At 61.8% G+C, this 17,148-nt stretch carries 10 protein-coding genes; 1 reads left to right on the top strand and 9 read right to left on the bottom strand.

Annotation, left to right across the window (positions count from 1 at the left end; translation table 11 throughout):
- Positions 1–43 precede the first annotated feature (43 nt).
- Positions 44–2,404, bottom strand: coding sequence for a GNAT family N-acetyltransferase (locus B0G71_RS32115; protein WP_116146901.1), 2,361 nt, complete (start codon positions 2,402–2,404; stop codon positions 44–46).
- Positions 2,405–2,796: 392 nt separating this feature from the next.
- Between B0G71_RS32115 and B0G71_RS32110 the strand changes: the two genes are divergently transcribed.
- Positions 2,797–3,666: a LysR family transcriptional regulator gene (locus B0G71_RS32110; protein WP_116146899.1), complete on the top strand. Its 870-nt coding sequence runs from the start codon at positions 2,797–2,799 to the stop codon at positions 3,664–3,666.
- A 113-nt stretch (positions 3,667–3,779) separates the two neighbouring features.
- On the opposite strand, the gene B0G71_RS32105 is transcribed toward B0G71_RS32110, so the two are convergent.
- The 8 genes from B0G71_RS32105 to B0G71_RS32065 form a co-directional block, all read right to left on the bottom strand.
- Positions 3,780–5,381: a peptide chain release factor 3 gene (locus tag B0G71_RS32105; RefSeq protein ID WP_116146897.1), complete on the bottom strand. Its 1,602-nt coding sequence runs from the start codon at positions 5,379–5,381 to the stop codon at positions 3,780–3,782.
- Between the two features lie 404 nt (positions 5,382–5,785).
- Complete coding sequence (locus B0G71_RS32100) at positions 5,786–6,766, bottom strand: fimbrial protein (RefSeq protein WP_116146895.1); 981 nt, start codon at positions 6,764–6,766, stop codon at positions 5,786–5,788.
- Positions 6,767–6,823: 57 nt separating this feature from the next.
- Positions 6,824–9,427, bottom strand: a complete 2,604-nt coding sequence (locus B0G71_RS32095) for a fimbria/pilus outer membrane usher protein (RefSeq protein WP_116146893.1) — start codon at positions 9,425–9,427, stop codon at positions 6,824–6,826.
- A gap of 226 nt (positions 9,428–9,653) precedes the next feature.
- Positions 9,654–10,397: a fimbria/pilus periplasmic chaperone gene (locus tag B0G71_RS32090; protein WP_116146891.1), complete on the bottom strand. Its 744-nt coding sequence runs from the start codon at positions 10,395–10,397 to the stop codon at positions 9,654–9,656.
- A 90-nt stretch (positions 10,398–10,487) separates the two neighbouring features.
- The gene (locus B0G71_RS32085; protein WP_116146889.1) at positions 10,488–11,057 is read right to left on the bottom strand and encodes a fimbrial protein; all 570 of its coding nucleotides are present in this window, start codon (positions 11,055–11,057) and stop codon (positions 10,488–10,490) included.
- A gap of 858 nt (positions 11,058–11,915) precedes the next feature.
- Complete coding sequence (locus tag B0G71_RS32075; RefSeq protein WP_147308727.1) at positions 11,916–12,896, bottom strand: fimbrial protein; 981 nt, start codon at positions 12,894–12,896, stop codon at positions 11,916–11,918.
- Between the two features lie 8 nt (positions 12,897–12,904).
- Positions 12,905–14,056, bottom strand: coding sequence for a fimbrial protein (locus B0G71_RS32070; protein ID WP_116146884.1), 1,152 nt, complete (start codon positions 14,054–14,056; stop codon positions 12,905–12,907).
- A gap of 339 nt (positions 14,057–14,395) precedes the next feature.
- The gene (locus tag B0G71_RS32065) at positions 14,396–17,038 is read right to left on the bottom strand and encodes a fimbria/pilus outer membrane usher protein (protein ID WP_116146882.1); all 2,643 of its coding nucleotides are present in this window, start codon (positions 17,036–17,038) and stop codon (positions 14,396–14,398) included.
- Between the last annotated feature and the right edge of the window lie 110 nt (positions 17,039–17,148).

Genomic DNA, 17,148 nt, shown 5'->3' with positions numbered 1-17,148 from the left:
CGCGAAATTTCCTCGATGGGCTGCCTTGCCGCTCATCGCTTTGTCAGTGAGTCGCCACCTCATCCAGCGCCATCCTGAACCCCACCACACCCGGATCCTCCGTCCGCGTGATCGTAAAACCGCTGGCTTTGGCGAGCCCGATCATCGGGGCATTCTCGCGCAGCGCCTCGCCGACCAGCCAATGAATGCCGCGCGCTCGCGCATATTTGATGATCCGGTCCATCAGCAATTGCCCAAGGCGCCGGCCTTTCTGATCCGAGCGCACCGCCACCGCGAATTCGGCGGTTTCGTTGTCGGGATCGGCGACTGCACGCACCACACCCAATGTTCGCGTGAAGCCTTCGTCGCTCTGCACCGTGGCGATCAGCGCCATTTCGCGGTCGTAGTCGATCTGCGTCATGCGCGCCAGCTGCGAATGGTCGAAGCTGCCCACGGCGCCGAAAAATCGCAAGCGCAAATCCTCGGGCGTCATTGCTTCGACGAAGTCATGATGCGCGGCCTCGTCTTCCGGACGGATAGGCCGGACCGTCACTCGCACTCCTTGCCAGTCCAGCGTTTCTTCGAAACGACGCGGATAGGGGACGATCGCGAGGCGGCTGCGTGTCGGCGCAAGGTTCAGCGTGGGCTCGACAATCATCACGTGATCGCGGTACACCCTGAGCGTCAGCGTGAGACCGACAAGCTCCTTGACGTCGCACACGGCTTGCGAGAGCGACGTCAGCGCGGCCAGCGCCGGTTCCGGCGCAACCAGCCGCGCGTACGGCGAACGCGTGACGATGTCGCGCGCGAGCATTGGGTTGAGGGGCGGCAACCCGTAGACGCACAACGGCTCGGACACGCCGTCCGCCGATGGCGTCGTGAAGCGCAAGACAGGGCCGAAGTTGCCGTCGTCGTAGAGTTCAACAGCGATGTCGACGACGGGTTTGGCGGACGAGTCCGTTTCCACCTGCAATCCGAACCGCCCCAGAAACCGCGCCGCCGCTTCGCCGGTTAGTTGGTGCTCACCTGCTGCAAGTGCCTCGCGCGCCTGAGCCTGAGCCGCGTCAATGCATTCGGGAATTTGCGCCGGCAGACCCTCCGGCGTTTGCATCAGCAGTTCGCGTCCCGTCCGGTAATCGACCAGCCGCGCGAAGGCGCGCGCGAGGCGTTGCGGCGTCGTATGAACCGGGATGCCCTGCGCGTGCAGCGCGTCGCGCGTGGCGGCATCCACGCCGCCGAAGAAACATGCGAGCAAGCCGCGATAAGCGAAGCGCTGATTCGCGATCAGGGCCTGCGCCACCTCGCCGACCGGCGCGCCGTGCGTCGAAGCGTGGACCACGAAGGCCGTGCCGGTGCTGCGATGATCCGCGAGCAGCTTGAGCGCGGTGCCGAAGTGCTCAGGACGCGCGTCGTCGCCGAGTTGCAGCGGGTTGCCGCCGACCGCGTACGGCAAGGTCTGCATCAAGGCCTCCGATGCCTCATCGGGCCACGGCGCAAGGGTATCGCCGGCTGCGGCGAAGGCGTCCCGAGCCAACGTGGCCAGGCCGCGGTCGCTCGTAATCAGCGTGGCCGTGGCGCCCGCCGCCACGCGGCCCACGCCGAGGGTCTCGATCTCGTCGAGCAGGTCGTCGAGCGCGTCGACGCGCACCATGCCGGCGCGGCGAAACGCGGCGGTGTAGAGCGCGTCGGCGGGATCGGTGCGGCCGGAGCGCAGCGCCAGCACCGGCTTGTTGCGCGCCGCCGCGCGGGCTGCGGACATGAATTTGCGCGCCGCCCGCACGCTATCCAGTTCGAGCAGGATGGCGCGCGTGCCGGGATCGCTGGCCAGATAGTCGAGCACGTCGCCTGCGTCCACGTCCGCCTCGCCGCCGAGCGCCACCGCGTGCGAGAAGCCGAGGCCGCGCGCGTGCGCCCAACCGAGCACGGCGTTGGTCAACGCGTTCGACTGCGACACCCACGCGACGCCGCCCGCCTTCACCGTGCACGACGGCGCGCCCAGATGCGCGCGCAGCGCCGGCGACACCACGCCGAGACTGCCCGGCCCGACGATCCGCAGCAGATTCGGCCGCGCCGCCGAAAGCGCGTGCCGTAGCGCGAGCCGGTCCTCATCGCACCGCACCTCGCCGACGATAATCGCCGCGCGCGTGCCCAATCCGCCGAGCTTATGGATGATGCCGGGCCACGTCGCCGGTGGCGTGCAGATCAGCGCGACCGTGGGCGCTTCCGGCAGATCGCCCGGATCGTGGATCACGGCGTGGCCGCCGAGCCTTTCGTACTTCGGATTGACCGGCCAGAGCGGGCCGTCGAAGCCCCCGTCCAGCACGCGCGTCCACACCATCGCGCCGGTGCTGCCAGGCCGCTCCGAGGCGCCGATCACGGCGACGGATTTGGGTCGAAACAAGGCGTCGAGATTGCGAACGGTCACAGGCGCTCCGGGGCAGGGAAAGCGAGCCGGCTCCGTCGCCAGGCACGCGTCATCGTCAGCATAGGCGAAGTTGAGCGTTCGCGCGGCGCTTCTCCTTCAGCGCCCGGCCGGCACCCGATCGCGGCCGGCAGTCCAAGGCGCGCTAGGGATTTTTGTTATCGAGATCAAACAAACAACGAGCGCCAATGCGACAATCTTCCAGCCGCCGCGATGGCGGTTTGCCTTAAAAAAATTGCTGGCCGATGGCGGTTCGAATCGCGTGCGCCGGAGACGCGCCAAAAGTGATTCGTTTGGGGACAACGCACGGCTAGTGGTGCAGCACAACCACAGTTCGCAGCCCGACCCTCTCGCCGGCCGGATCGCGCACGATTAAAAGTAATAGAAGGTGATTTATGCGGCGCTTGCCATCGCTGATCGCGTTGCGCTTCTTCGAAGAGACGGCCAGGCACATGAGCTTCAACCGCGCCGCCATTGCGCTGTGCGTGACCCAAGGCGCCGTGAGCCGGCAAATCAAGCTGCTCGAAGAGTCGCTCGGCGCGAAACTGTTCGAGCGCGACCATAAGGGCATTCGTCTGACGCAAGCCGGCCTGCAATTGCTGCCCTGCCTGTCCGAAGCCTTCGATACGATCGAGCGCGGCTTTCGTCAAATCACGGCAGCCAAAGGGCGACGGCGCCTCGTGCTCGCTCTGCCGCCCACTTTCGCCACGCAATGGTTTTCGCCGCGGCTGGGTTCGCTCGCGGTGGAACTGCCCGACGTCGAACTGTCCGTTCGTACCGAGGCGAACGGCGACTTTCACTGTCAGATTCGCTTCAGCCGCCAGGCGCTTCCGGACGCGCACTCCGAATTGCTGATGATGGAGCGCCACGTGCTCGTGGGCGCGCCGCGCCTGCTCGGCCAACCGCTCGACGCGCTGCTCGAACGCATGCCGGCGCTCCATGTGCTGCACAACGACGCCCGGCTCGAATTGTGGCCGAACTGGCTGGCCAAGGCGGGCATGCCCGCGCGTTACGCGGACAACGGCATCGAGTTCTCGACGTTGGAACAGGCGATTCGCGCGGCGAGTAAAGGCGCGGGGCTGGCGATCGTCGACCGGAACATGATTGTCGAGGAACTGGCGGACGGCAGTCTCGCGCAGTTTTCCGACGTCGAGGTGAGCGGGCCGTTTGGTTACTGGCTCGATATTCCCCAGCGGCATGTCGGGCTGGAACATGTGCAGGCGCTGGCGGGGTGGATGCGGGAAGAGGTGTTGAAGCTGGGGTGAGCGTCGATGCTCCAGGCGGCAAAGGTACGGGCGTTAATGCAGAAGGCCCCGTTTTTGACGGGGCCTTCTGATTTGCGTTGCTTTGTTTTTCGGTCGAAACCAGTGAGGCGAACTTACATCGCCTTTTTGAACGGCGCGCCCGAGTGCTCGCGCAACTCGTTGAACACGATCTTCGGCCACGCCTTCTGCGCGACTTCGATCTCCGACACGTGCGAAGCCAGATACGTCGGTGCGTCGGAAGCGTCGAGCGCGATGCGCGCCGCGTACGAATCGGTGAAGCGGCGCAATTCGGCTGCATCGTCGCTAGTTACCCAGCGTGACATGCGGTAGCGCGCCGGCGCCATGCGCACGTCGACCTTGTATTCCGTCGACAAACGGTGCGACACCACTTCGAACTGCAGTTGACCGACCGCGCCGAGAATCATCAGGCCGCCCACTTCCGGACGGAACACCTGGATCGCGCCCTCTTCGCCGAGTTGCTTGAGCGCCTCGCCGAGTTGCTTGGCGCGCATCGGATCGACCACTTCGACGGTCTGGAAAATTTCCGGCGCGAAAAACGGCAGGCCGACGAATTGCAGTTGCTCGCCTTCGGTCAGCGTATCGCCGAGACTCAGCGTGCCATGATTCGGAATACCGATGATGTCGCCCGGATACGCCTCGCTCACCGTCTCACGACGTTGCGACAGGAACGTCACCACGTTATTGGCACGGAAAGTCTTGTTCGTGCGCGTGACCTTCACGGCCATGCCGCGTTCGAAATGCCCCGAGCACACGCGGATAAACGCCACGCGGTCGCGGTGCGCCAGATCCATGTTCGCCTGGACCTTGAACACGACGCCGGTGAATTTCGGCTCGTCCGGCATGACCGGACGCTGCACGGTCATGCGCATGGACGGCGGCGGCGCCAGGTCGACCAGCGCGTCGAGAATTTCCTTCACGCCGAAGTTGTTGATCGCCGAGCCGAACAGAACCGGCGATTGCTGACCGGCGAGGAACTGCTCGCGATCGAAATCAGGCGACGCGCCGGTGATCAGATCGATCTCTTCCTTCGCCTTGATCCAGGCGTGGCCGAAGCGGCGCTCGCCTTCTTCGTCGCTCGGCGCTTGCAGTGTTTCTACTTCGCCGCCGGCCTTGTCCTGTCCCGCGCGGAAAATGCGCACCTGATCGCGCTGAATATCGTAGACGCCCTGGAAGTCCTTACCCATGCCGATCGGCCACGTGAACGGCACGGCGGCGACACCCAGATGCTGCTCGATTTCGTCGAGCAGTTCGAGCGGCTCGCGCACTTCGCGGTCGAGCTTGTTGATGAAGGTGACGATCGGCGTCTTGCGGCTGCGGCAGACTTCGAGCAGCTTGAGCGTTTGCGCTTCGACGCCGTTCGCGCCGTCGATCACCATGACGGCGGCGTCGACCGCGGTCAGCACGCGGTAAGTATCTTCGGAGAAGTCTTCGTGGCCCGGCGTGTCGAGCAGGTTGATGACGGCGTCGCCGTACTCGAACTGCATCACCGAGCTCGCCACCGAAATGCCCCGCTGCTTTTCGATTTCCATCCAGTCGGACGTTGCGTAGCGGTTGCTCTTGCGGCCCTTCACGGTGCCGGCAATCTGGATCGCGCCCGAGAACAGCAGGAGCTTTTCCGTGAGCGTGGTCTTACCCGCGTCCGGGTGGGAAATGACCGCGAACGTGCGGCGGCGTTTGAGTTCGGAGACTGACATCGGGTCTGGCGGTCACGGATAGGGGTTCGGGCGGTTCCCGGCGGCTTGTGGCTGCCGGTGTGCCACGCCTTGCGCGGCGGCGTTGAGCTGCGGGAATTGGGCCGACGACCCGCATCACAATGGCAACCCAGCCGCGTCGGAAACAGGTCACGAACGAGCGTTCGACAATACGGGAATCGCCAGCGCAGAACAGCGCAGGGAACGAATGATACACGTCATGGGCGCGAGAGGGTTTAAAGGCGCCTCAATGACTACGCAACGCGCGGCCAACCAATCCCTGCATCGCGGTGACGGGACAGATGGCCTTCTCTTCTGAAAATGTGCCTTGCGGCAATAGCAGCGGGCTGCAACCGTTATGCAGAACGCGTCGTCCGCAAGATCCGGCAAGGACGCGAGATTTACGCCTACTGATAACTCATCGTGAAGACAGCGGTCGCCCGAACCGTTCCCGCGACCACGGGCGCGGCTCCCAGCCGATAATACTGTGAGAAAAACTGAAACGACATATTGCCAGTCGTGCTCGACGTAAGCGGAAGAACAGCATCCAGCGTAATCGGCGACTGCGACGCGTCCAGCAGTTGCACACCGATACCCGTCGCCGAACCTGCGTTTGCCAAAACTGACGCGACGCCTGAATTGCCGGACGTCGAACTAAATGTCACAGCTACCTTAACGCCGGACTGGCAGTTGAGACCCAGAGAAAACGGTGTTTTGGCGGCGACTGAGCCGGCAGTCGGAAACATCGCCGGGCTGATCGTCGCGAGCGGAATTGTCTGGTTAGCGCTTGCGGACGTCACCGAGCACGTGACGCCTCGTACGGGCGTATTGTTCGCGACGGACAGCGTGCTCGCGCCGTTGTTAAGCGTGTAGCCGGTGTTCAGCACGCCAGTGTTGTAGGACGCGCCCGTAATTGAACCACCAGTGACTGGTCCCGTTTTGACAAGCTCAAACGTTCCCGAAACAGTGAAGCTACCATCGGCGCCAGTGGTTCCGATCTGGGAATCGGTGGAGCAGGAGCCCGTTCCTACCATCGGCTTGCCGTTTGCATCGCGCATCCGCATACCGACTCCCGCGACGTTCGTCGGATAAACCCCCGTCATACCGGGCACTGCTGTGCCGCTGGCTGGGCACGCGACTATCGGTTGGTTGAAAAGCGAACTCGCCGAGCACTTTCCAATAATGGTGAATCTCTGAACCGCCCCTGGAATTACGTCGCCAACGGCGGTCGAGTCGGAGACGGCTACCGAGCCATAGGTGAATGTCGCAGGCAAGCCCGTCGTGGCGGGGCACTCGGCACACGCATGCACCGACCACCCAGCCGCCAATGCCAATACGACAAGGACGCGCATCAACCAATGCGGAGCAAAAATCTGTTTAAGCATCATGTCCACCTTTATAGCTCTTGATCGAAGCCGGTCATTTACTTATCCCAAGCGTTCGGCTCAAATCCCACCGGCGCAGTGCCCTTCCACCGACGTATAAGCCGTCTCCGCCTTGCCGTTCTTCACCGGCAACGCATACTGAATTCGACATACATCCCCGTCTTTCTCGCCGAACTTAACGACAAGCGTCCCCTTATCCTCAAGGCCGCGCGCAAAAATCCGGCTATCCTGCGCAACCACACCAACATGATTGCCCTTGCCATCGAGCACATCCGCGCCGAACGGCAATACTTCACCACCCAGCCGCGGCGCGCGAATCAGCGCCGCCCGTCCCGTCACCGTCTTGTACTTCAACATAACAACCGACCCCAGCCGCGGCACCGCATGCTCGGACGTCGACTGGAACTCCACATCGGTCGATGAGCCCTTCGGATCGATATCCACCGTGTTCATGCCATACGGCGTCAGGTACGGCACCACGGCATAACCACGACGATCGACCGTCACACCAGTCGCGCTCGACACCGTCGCGCCCACCGCACCCGGCGCTTCGACGATGCCGAACGTATCGCCGACCGTCTGCGAGAACGTCACGCCGCCCGGATGCGCGACGATCGAGCCGCTCACGCCTGCCGAAACCTGCGCCGAGTTGGCTCCCGCGCTCGCCGACGCCGTCATCTGCGCATAAGGCGCGCGATACACGCCGCTCACGCCGCCGTTCACATTCGCCCCCGACGACGAACCCTGCCCAGCCGTCCCATACGCGTTGTACGAGTACTGGTTGTGGTCGCCCGCGGATCCGCTGATATTCGCCTGCATCGTGGCTGCGCCGTTACCGGCATTCAGGTTCGTCGTCAGCACGGGTGCATGCGGCGTGTGGCCGAGCGGAATCGTCATGCTGAGCATGATCTCGTTCGACAACGTGCCGTCCGAGTTGCGCGTGCGGCCCGCCGTCACGCTGTATGTGCCGAACTTGAAGCCGTTCGAATAGCCGGCCTGATAGAACACGTCCCTGCCAGGCCGGTTCCAGTAATGCTGCGACGACGCAGTCAAAAACACCGAACCGTGGTTATTGCTCAGGCTCTGGTTCACTGTCAATTGCAGGCGGCCGCGTTGGCGGTCGGCCGCGTTGACGTTACCGCCGTGCTCCGCGAGGTCGCGCAATGATGCGGCGTCCGCGAAGTTCAAGTATCCCGAGTCGGAAAAGCGGTAAGCGCCCAGCGCGATATTCGTCGAAGTCGGATCGATGAATTTACTGTAGCCGATGTGCAAACTATTGCCATGCAGCGATTCGTGGCCGGGCACGTCGGTGCGCGCGGCCGTGATATCGGTGGCGATGGCGCCGTACTTCGTGTTGAATGCCGCACCCATGTTGGCGGCCATGTATCCACTCGATGCAATCGCGCCACCATACAGCGTGACCAGATTGGTGAGGCCGCGCTGCATCGTGAACTGGGTGAAAGCAGGTTTCGTTTGCAATGAGTCGTCGCGCAACTGGCCGGCCGTCACCGCAAAACGCGTCGTGCCCGGCCGCAGCGATTGTGCCACCGCTGCGTAGGGCACGGTGAAGCTCTTCGTGCGGCCGTCCGCCTCGGTGACGGTCACATCGAGATTGCCGCCATAGCCGGTTGCGTACAGATCCTTGATCTCGAACGGACCCGGCGACACGCTCGTCTCGTAGATCACCTGACCGTTCTGCCGCACCGTCACGCGCGCATTGCTATCCGCCGTGCCGCGTACGATCGGCGCGTAACCGCGCAGCGATTCCGGCAACATGCGGTCATCGGTTGCGATCTGGGCGCCGCGAAACGACACGCTGTCGAATACGTCACCGGTCGTTTGCGCATCGCCGAGTGTCACCTGCGAGCGCAGCTTCGCGACATCGTGTTGCACGTAAGTGGCGATGTTGTCGAACTGCGTCGCCTGACCCGTCGCCGCCGATACTGACGACTGGTGACGGAAGTGCCACGCGCCGATGTTCACGCCGGCGTTCAGGCCGAGATACTCCTGCGTCGAATGCGTGCCGTTGCTGTTCGACTGATAGGCGTTCGCGTTGTAGCTGAGAAAGCCCGCGTTCACGCCGTTCTCCCATAGCTCGGGGGACACATAACCGCGTGCCGAGTTGCGCATGTATTTCTGCGGGACGGTGATCGCGAGCTTCTGCTCGCTGAAGTCAAACTCGATACTCGCCTCAGGGATGGTCGCCGCAACGTCGATGCAATCGCTCGCCGTGGACTTCGTGGCGCCGTCCTTGTGGTCGGCGTCGACCTTCGCGAAATCGATGCCATAGCCTTCGAGCGTCTTGCGATCGAAGCACGCACGCGCACTCTCGCCGTCTTGCGTCGCGACGAAGCGCACGTTGTCGTGGGCAACGCGCACGTCGTTGATCAACACGTCGACGGAATACACGCCGGGCGACACGATGTTGCCGCGCGCAAAGCGCGAGACATCGACGGTCTGTTTCGCGTCGGTCTGCAGGAACGTCGTGTCGAACGTGACGGCACTGGATGCTTGAGTTGCATCCTTCGCGCTGGCACTTTCCTGCGCCATATAACCCAACGCCGCAAAGACCGACAGCACGACGGCAGTGACCGGCTTGAGACCGAACGAACCGTGATCGTCGTTGAAGTGAGAATTCGATTGGATTTGACGCGAGGATTTCATGTCCGTAACACCGCTTGCAGAAAACTTCGGCCTCTTGATGAGGTACAAGTCGATGTTATGGATTTACGAGATAGGAATCCCTAGGACGGCTCTGAATTACGAGATAAGGAAATGAGGACGCGCGCGTTGACGCGTATCGCGGCTTGCGTGATACGGAAAAGCTCGAACTGGAAAGGGATCGGGCAGCGTGAAGCTGCCCTGGAAGGACACGAGGGCAAGCCTCGCGTTATTGGCTCAGCGTCGCATCGCCCTCAATCGGGCCGCCGAAGTCGCTGATAGCAACGTAGTGCACTTTGGCGCTGGCCTGCACGCCGGCCATCTGCGGCACGGGAATGATCTGCGTGCCGTGCGGCGCGACCATGCCGCCGTTGTCGTTCTTGTAGGTGTGACCATCGGCCGTTACGTCGATCGCGCTGAACGACACGTAGTAAGCGCCCGGATTGGACACCGCTAGCGCCTGCCCTTTGCCGACCGGCGCAGGCACGACCTTCCAGTCGAGTTGACGCGGCGCCTCCTCGGGCCCGCCGGGCAGCTTCGGCGGCCGCACGAAGACCTTGATCCGCGTGCGGAATGCGAACTGGAGCGTATTGGCATCAGCGGTGTTCGCGGCTTTGGGCGGAATATCCAGAACGTTCAGCCAATAGATGGACTCACGGTCCTGCGGCAAGGCTTCGCCGCTGTACATCACTCGCAACGTCTGCGACTTCTGCGGGTCCATGCGGAAGATAGGCGGCGTGATCACGAACGGCACCTTGGACTCGCCGGGCTTCGCGTCGGCGTTGCCGTCGTCCATCCATACCTGCACGAGCGACGGGTTGCGGCTATCGTTTTCAAGCTTGACCGTCACTTCCCGCTGATCCAACGGATACACGACCCGCGTGCCGCCGATCGTTACGCTCGCGTGCGCCGCGCCCGCGAACAACGCACTCACCAGACCCGCCACTGTCATCCATCGACGTATCGTTTTCATCACCGTTCCTTTTCAAGCTTGACGACGACTAATCTTAAAATTAGTCCATAAAAATGGCGTTCGCCGCAACAAACGCCGTTTTTTTGCTATTTATTGATATTGCATCGTGTACTGGACCGACGACGTCACCGAGCCTGGTTGCGCCTTGCCGGTTGCAAAGTACTGAGCGAAGTAGTTCACCGTAGCGCTGCCTGCCGAGATGGGTGCTCCGTTGGCACTGATGTCGTTGTTGGCGCCGGTGAGGATGTTGATCGGTTGCATGTTCGCATTCAGCAAGCGGATTTCGACGTTCTGCGACGGGGTGATCGTCGATTGGTTCACCAGATAACCGCTCGACTGATCGACCGTCGGACCGTTTTCAAAGCGCGCGACAGCCTTGGTTGCAGCACCGGAACAGCCAGTCAACTTCATCTGGATGGCGCCGGCGCTAGTCGTGCCGGCTGTTGCGTTTGCCGATGCCAACGCACCTGCCGGAACCGGCGGCAACGTGACGGCGATATCGGCTGGGTTACCGGAGGACACGCCGTTGATCGAGCAGGTTGTGTCGGAGACGCTGCCGGTGAACGTGATCGTGCCGTCCGCGGCATGAGCCTTCATCGACAGCATGGCGACTGCGCCGACAGCAACCACGAAAAGTCCGGAAATAAAACGTTGTTTCATTTAATGCTCCTGAGATTCAATTCATTGAAGGTTTCGAAATCAGCGGTCACTTCGTATCGTCACGTCGAACCGCTGCGGTTATCGTTGCTTTCGTTTGACTCTGTGTTTGCATCCACTGAAGCTTCGATCACCATGAATAGAATCTTAAAAAAGTGCGATCTGGCAGTCGCTCAGACGAGTCTTAAATTATTGAGATACGGTTAATAACTCGATGCCGACGCTTTCCCATGCCTGGCATGGCTTCGCAGGGTTCACAAAGGTTTTTTGCGACGAGTCACGCACGCTCAATTAAGAACAATCCTAGGCTCCCAGGCCTCAAAAAACGTGTGGACGCTCAGCGGGAAAGATGCGGGAAATGGTGCCGAGTCCCGGGTGACGAGCAGGTTGCTCACGCCGTCGTCGTAGCGCCACCGGACGATTCAGACCAGCCGCATAGAAGCAGCGAAGTCATTGACACGACAGGGTGAGCGTCGCCTTCGCATTCGCTGAACCGACGCTCACGTTCCCGGATCGGAAGCAACGTGCTGTGAGGGGCGATCCACGATGCCGCCGTCTGTCTGGCCCGCGGTAACCGCGAACGGATTGGCATGTCCAGCCGCGGCGGAATCGGGTCCGAAGACGATAGCGTTCGCTGAGTAAAGAATCTGGTCAGCGATGCCTTGTGCGGTCGAATCCGGCGTCAAGGCCAACGTCGAAATCGTGTTGCTAACCGACACGGCGTTCGATACGGTCGCGTAGACACGCAGGCCCGCATCACAACCGAGCCGCACATTCAATGGAGTGTTGCCGGTTGCTGGCCGCCGGCATCGCGACCTGAACTAACGAATTGTCCGAATTCTCGGAGCCACTTCTTTGCACCTATTGATAACTCATCGTAAAGATAGCGGTCGCCCGAACCGTTCCGGCAACCACAGGCGCGCCCCCCAGCCGATAGTACTGTGAGAAAAACTGAAACGACATGTTGCCTGTCGTGCTCGACGTAAGCGAAAGAGCCGCATCCAGCGCGAGCGGCGACTGCGACGCGTCCAGCAGTTGCACACCGATGCCCGTCGCCGAACCTGCGTTTGCCAAAACTGACGCGACGCCTGAACTGCCGGACGTCGAACTAAATGTCACAGCTACCTTAACGCCGGACTGGCAGTTGAGACCCAGAGAAAACGGTGTTTTGGCGTCGACCGAGCCGCCCGTCGGAAACGCCGCCGGACTGGTCGTCGCGAGCGGAATTGTCTGGTTAGCGCTTGCGGACGTCACCGAGCACGTGACACCTCGCACGGGCGTGTTGTTCGCGACGGACAGCGTGGCCGCGTCGTTGTTGAGTGTGGTGCCGGTCCTCAGGATGCCGCTGTTGTAGGACGCGCCCGTAATTGACCCGCCAGTGACTGGTCCCGTTTTGACAAGCTCAAACGTTCCCGAAACATTGAAGCTACCATCGGCGCCAGTGGTTCCGATCTGGGAATCGGTGGAGCAGGAGCCCGTTCCTACCATCGGCTTGCCGTTTGCATCGCGCATCCGCATACCGACTCCCGCAACGTTCGTCGGATAAACCCCCGTCATACCGGGCACTGCTGTGCCGCTGGCTGGGCACGCGACTATCGGTTGGTCGAAAAGCGAACTCGCCGAGCACTTTCCGATGAAGGTGAAGCCCTGAACCGTCCCTGGAATCACATCGCCCACGGCGGCCGAGTCGGAGACGGCTATCGAGCCATACGTGAATGTCGCAGGCAAGCCCGACGAGGTCGGGCACTCGGCATACGCATGCACCGACCACCCAGCCGCCAATGCCAATAAGACAAGGGCGCGCATCAACCAGTGGGGAGCAAAAATCTGTTTACGCATCATGTCCACCTTTACTGATAGGACATTGTAAAAGTGGCAACCGCGCCTACCGTCCCCGCACCGACAGGCATACTTGTCGCCATGTAGCGGACTATCAGCGGAATGTTCAATAGCCCAACACCTGCCGTACCGGCGAACGTCTGGTTGGGATTGCCCGCAACCGCAGAATCGGCACCAAAACTTACAGGATTCCCGCGGATTAGGATCTGCAATCCAACCCCCTGAGCACTTGACTCCGGCGTGAGCGACAGGATGCCTGACCTGTTGGCAGGCGAAGTGTTGTCTGTTAGCGTTACGAAGACCGCTGCGTTCGGCCCGGTACAGTCGAGGTCAATCGAAAAGACTTGCGCACCAGCCGTTGAACCAATTCCCAGGAAAGCCCTCGGACGGACGGTGGGGAGCGTCACGGGCAAAGTTTGCGTGACGACACTACAGGTGGAAGCCGCGACGCTGGCAGGAGTCACTCTAAGATTTGCCACGGTCAACGAGCCGAGCCGAAACGTCCCAACCAGCGCTCCGTCGATGGTGCCGGCAGCTACCGGGCCGGTAACTACAACCTCAACGCCCAACATCGCTCCGCTCCACCCCCACGATCCATTAAAGGTTTCCTGATTGCCGGCTCCCCAATAGCTTTTTGAGCCGCCTGCGTCGTGAAAAAACCGCATGCCGATACCCGGCACATTGGTTGCAAACGTATAGGGATTGGATCTCACCTGTGCCCCGCCTGTGACTGTACGATTGGCCGGCGTGTTTCCCGAACAGGTGGCAAAACTTTGAGTCGACGGAGACGCATACTGCTCACTGGTGTAAAGGACCCGGCCTTCGGCGGCGTCACGCGAGACGGTCAGGGCAGGAATGTCAAACGTATAATTTTCGGTGGTCTGACCGTTTAACCACGAACAGTCGGCTTTCGCCTCCGATATGCATAAGCTCGACACGAGCAACATCCACACGCTCGCAGCCGTCGGTGATTTCAAGTGCTGGCTGACAAAGCCGGTTACCGGCGACTTTTTGGCCCGATCGCATCTCGTCGCTTCTGCAACCAAGCCGACATGATTGCTGTTGGCATCGAGCGTGTCCGCGCCGAACGGCAGCGCTTCTCTGTGCGGGCGCCGCGCGCGAATGAGTGCCGCCCATCCTGTCACCGTCTTGTACTTCAGCATAGCCGCCGTCCCAAGCCGAGTTATTGCACGCTCTGATGTCGACTCAAACTCAACGCCGGTTGATGAACCCTTCGGATCAGTACCCACCGTGTTCATGCCATGAGGCGTCAGATACGGCGCGAGCGCATCTGAATCTGCGCCGACAGCTCCTTTTGTCGGCGTGCGATGCCCCGCTCGGCTGAATCTGGGCCGCAGGCGATGGGCAACATGCACCGACATCCGCCCTACCGACGACTGGCCGCCGCATCGACTAACGCCACTCACCGGCTGCTCGCCAGAGATTTCTCCATCACAGGTCTCATACCTGGTCGATCTCATCCCGAACATCTGTTCACCTTCTCAATTCGTTTGATGGGGTTGGTCCGAGCGTGCGTCGTCCTGCGTCGACTGAATGCCGCCCACGCAATGCCCTTCCACCGACAGATACACCGCGCCCGCCTTACCGCTCGACTTCGGCAACACATAATCAATCTTGCACTGCTCCGCCCCAGCCGCACCCCACTTGACGAAAAGCGTGCCGTTATCATCGAGGCCGCGCGCGAATATCCGGCTGTCCTGGGCAACCACACCCACCGTGCGCCCGTTGGCATCGACCACGTCCGCGCCGAACGGCAGCGCATTGCCGCCAAGTTGCGGCGCGCGAATCAATGCGGCGCGGCCGCTCACCGTCTTGTACTTGATCAGCACCACTGAACCCAGTCGCGGCACCGCCTGTTCCGAAGTCGACTCGAACTCGACGTCGGTGGATGTACCCTTCGGATCGATTTCCACCGTGTTCATGCCGTACGGCGTCAAATACGGCACCACAGCGAAGCCTCGGCCATTGAGCTTGACGCCGGGCGAGTTGGTCACGCTGGCGCCCGCCGCACCCGGCGCTTCGACGACGCCGAACGTGTCGCCCACCGTCTGCGAGAAAGTCACACCGCCTGGATGCGCGACGATCGAGCCGCTGACGCCGGCGGAGATCTGGCTCGAACTCGTTCCCGCGCTAGCCGATCCCGTCAACTGGGCATACGGTCCACGATAGGCGCCGCTGGCGCCGGTGCTCAGCGTGCTGTTGCCTTGAGCGGCGCCATACGTCCCATACGCGTTGTACGAGTACTGGTTGCGCTCGCCGAGCGAGCCGCTCACGTTGGCCTGGAGGTTGGTGTTTCCGCCCGAACTGCTGAAGTTCGTCGACATCAGCGGCGAATAGCGGCCGCGGCCGAGCGGCAACGTGGTGCTCAACATGATCTGGTCGGACATCGAACCGTCCGAACTGCGCGTGCGTCCCGCACTGATGCTGTACGTGCCGTACCTGAAACTATTGGTGTAACCTGCCTGGTAGAACAGATCGTTGCCGCTTCGATTCCAATACTGCTGCGCGGAAGCGTTCAAAAAGACCGTACCGTATCGCTTGAAATTCTGATTGAGGGTGATCTGAAAACGGCTGCGCTGCCGATAGACCGAGTTCAGATCGTCGCCGCGCATTGCGCGGTCACGCAGCGTGGCGGCGTCAGTGAGGCTCATGTAGCCGGCCGTCGAATACCGATATGCCGCGATGGCAATATTCGTGTTGGTCGGGTCGATGAACTTGCTGTAACCGATACGCCAACTGGTGCCGCGCGACGTGCCTTGACCGGGAATCTGGGTCTGTGCAGCCGTCACGTCGGCTGAGAGCGCACCGAACTTCGTGTTGAGCGCCGCGCCCACATCCGCAGCGAAATAGTCGTTGGCGGCCACGCCGCCGCCATAGGCGGTGATCAGATTGGTGAGTCCTCGCTGCAAGGTGAACTGCGCGAAATACGGGCTGTTCTCGAGCGCGGAGGTACGAAGCTCACCGGCGGTAACTGAAAACCGTGTGGTGCCAGGCCGCAACGACTGGGCAACCGAGGCGTAAGGCACGGTAAAACTCTTCGCGCGGCCGTTGGCTTCGGTCACCGTGACATCCAGATTGCCGCCGTAGCCGGTCGCGTAAAGGTCCTTGATTTCGAACGGGCCCGGCGAGACGGTGGTTTCATAGATCACCTGGCCGTTCTGACGAACCGTCACGCGTGCGTTCGATTCCGCCGTGCCGCGCACAATCGGCGCATAGCCTCGCAGCGATTCGGGCAGCATGCGATCGTCGGTGGCGATCTGCGCGCCGCGGAATTGCACGCTGTCGAATACGTCGCCGGTCGTGTAGCCGTCGCCGACCGTCAACTGCGATTTCAGCGCGGTAATGTCGCGCTGAAGGTACGTGGCAATGTTGTCGAACTGGGTGGGTGCGCCGGTTTGCTGGGTCGCAGACGACTGATGACGAAAGTGCCACGCGCCGATGTTCACGCCGGCATTCAGTCCAAGGTAACTTTGGGTCGACTCGAAGCCCGATCCGCCGCTGTGATACGCGTTGGCGTTGTAGCTCAGGAAGGCTGCGTTGACGCCGTTTTGCCACATCTCAGGGGGGACGTAACCGCGCGCTACATTGCGCATATACTTTTGCGGCACGCTTAACGTGATCTTCTGGTCCGCGAAGTCGAAGTCCATCGTGGAGTCGGGCACAGTTGCCGCGAGGTCGACGCATTCATCCGGCGCGCCGGCATCCGCCGTCTTGGCCTCATTGCTCGCGGCGACCTTGGCGAAATCGACGCCAAGCTTCTCCAGCATGGCCCGGTTGAAGCAAGGACGCGCGTCGACAGTGCCGCGCGCGGCCACAAAACGCACATCCTGGCGTGCAACGCGAATGCCATTGACGAACAGGTCGACGGAATACACACCCTCGGATACCGGATTGCCACGCGCGAAGCGCGACACGTCCACGGTTGCATTCGCGTCGGTCCGCAGAAATGTCGTGTCGAACTCCACCGCCGCAGGTCCGCCTTGCTCGGACGCCTGCGCGTCTATCGGCTGAGCCCCTGACATCGCGAACGCCAATGCTGCAAGTGCCGCGATGGGGTGCAGCCTGAACGCACCGGAGAGTTCGCCTACGCGAACAGACGACGCGCGACGGAATGAAGCTTTCATGTTCTGAGCGGTGTTCAATATCCTGCAACAGGCGTGCGTCGTCCCTGTGCGTTGTCAGCGCAACGCACGCCTTGTACGAGAATGGGTTAGCCAGGGGCGGCAGCGTGCCG

Source organism: Paraburkholderia sp. BL27I4N3 (assembly GCF_003386115.1).
Classification (GTDB): Bacteria; Pseudomonadota; Gammaproteobacteria; order Burkholderiales; family Burkholderiaceae; genus Paraburkholderia.
The sequence above is the reverse complement of the archived record's forward strand: the minus strand, read 5'-3'. Positions and strand labels throughout refer to the sequence as shown.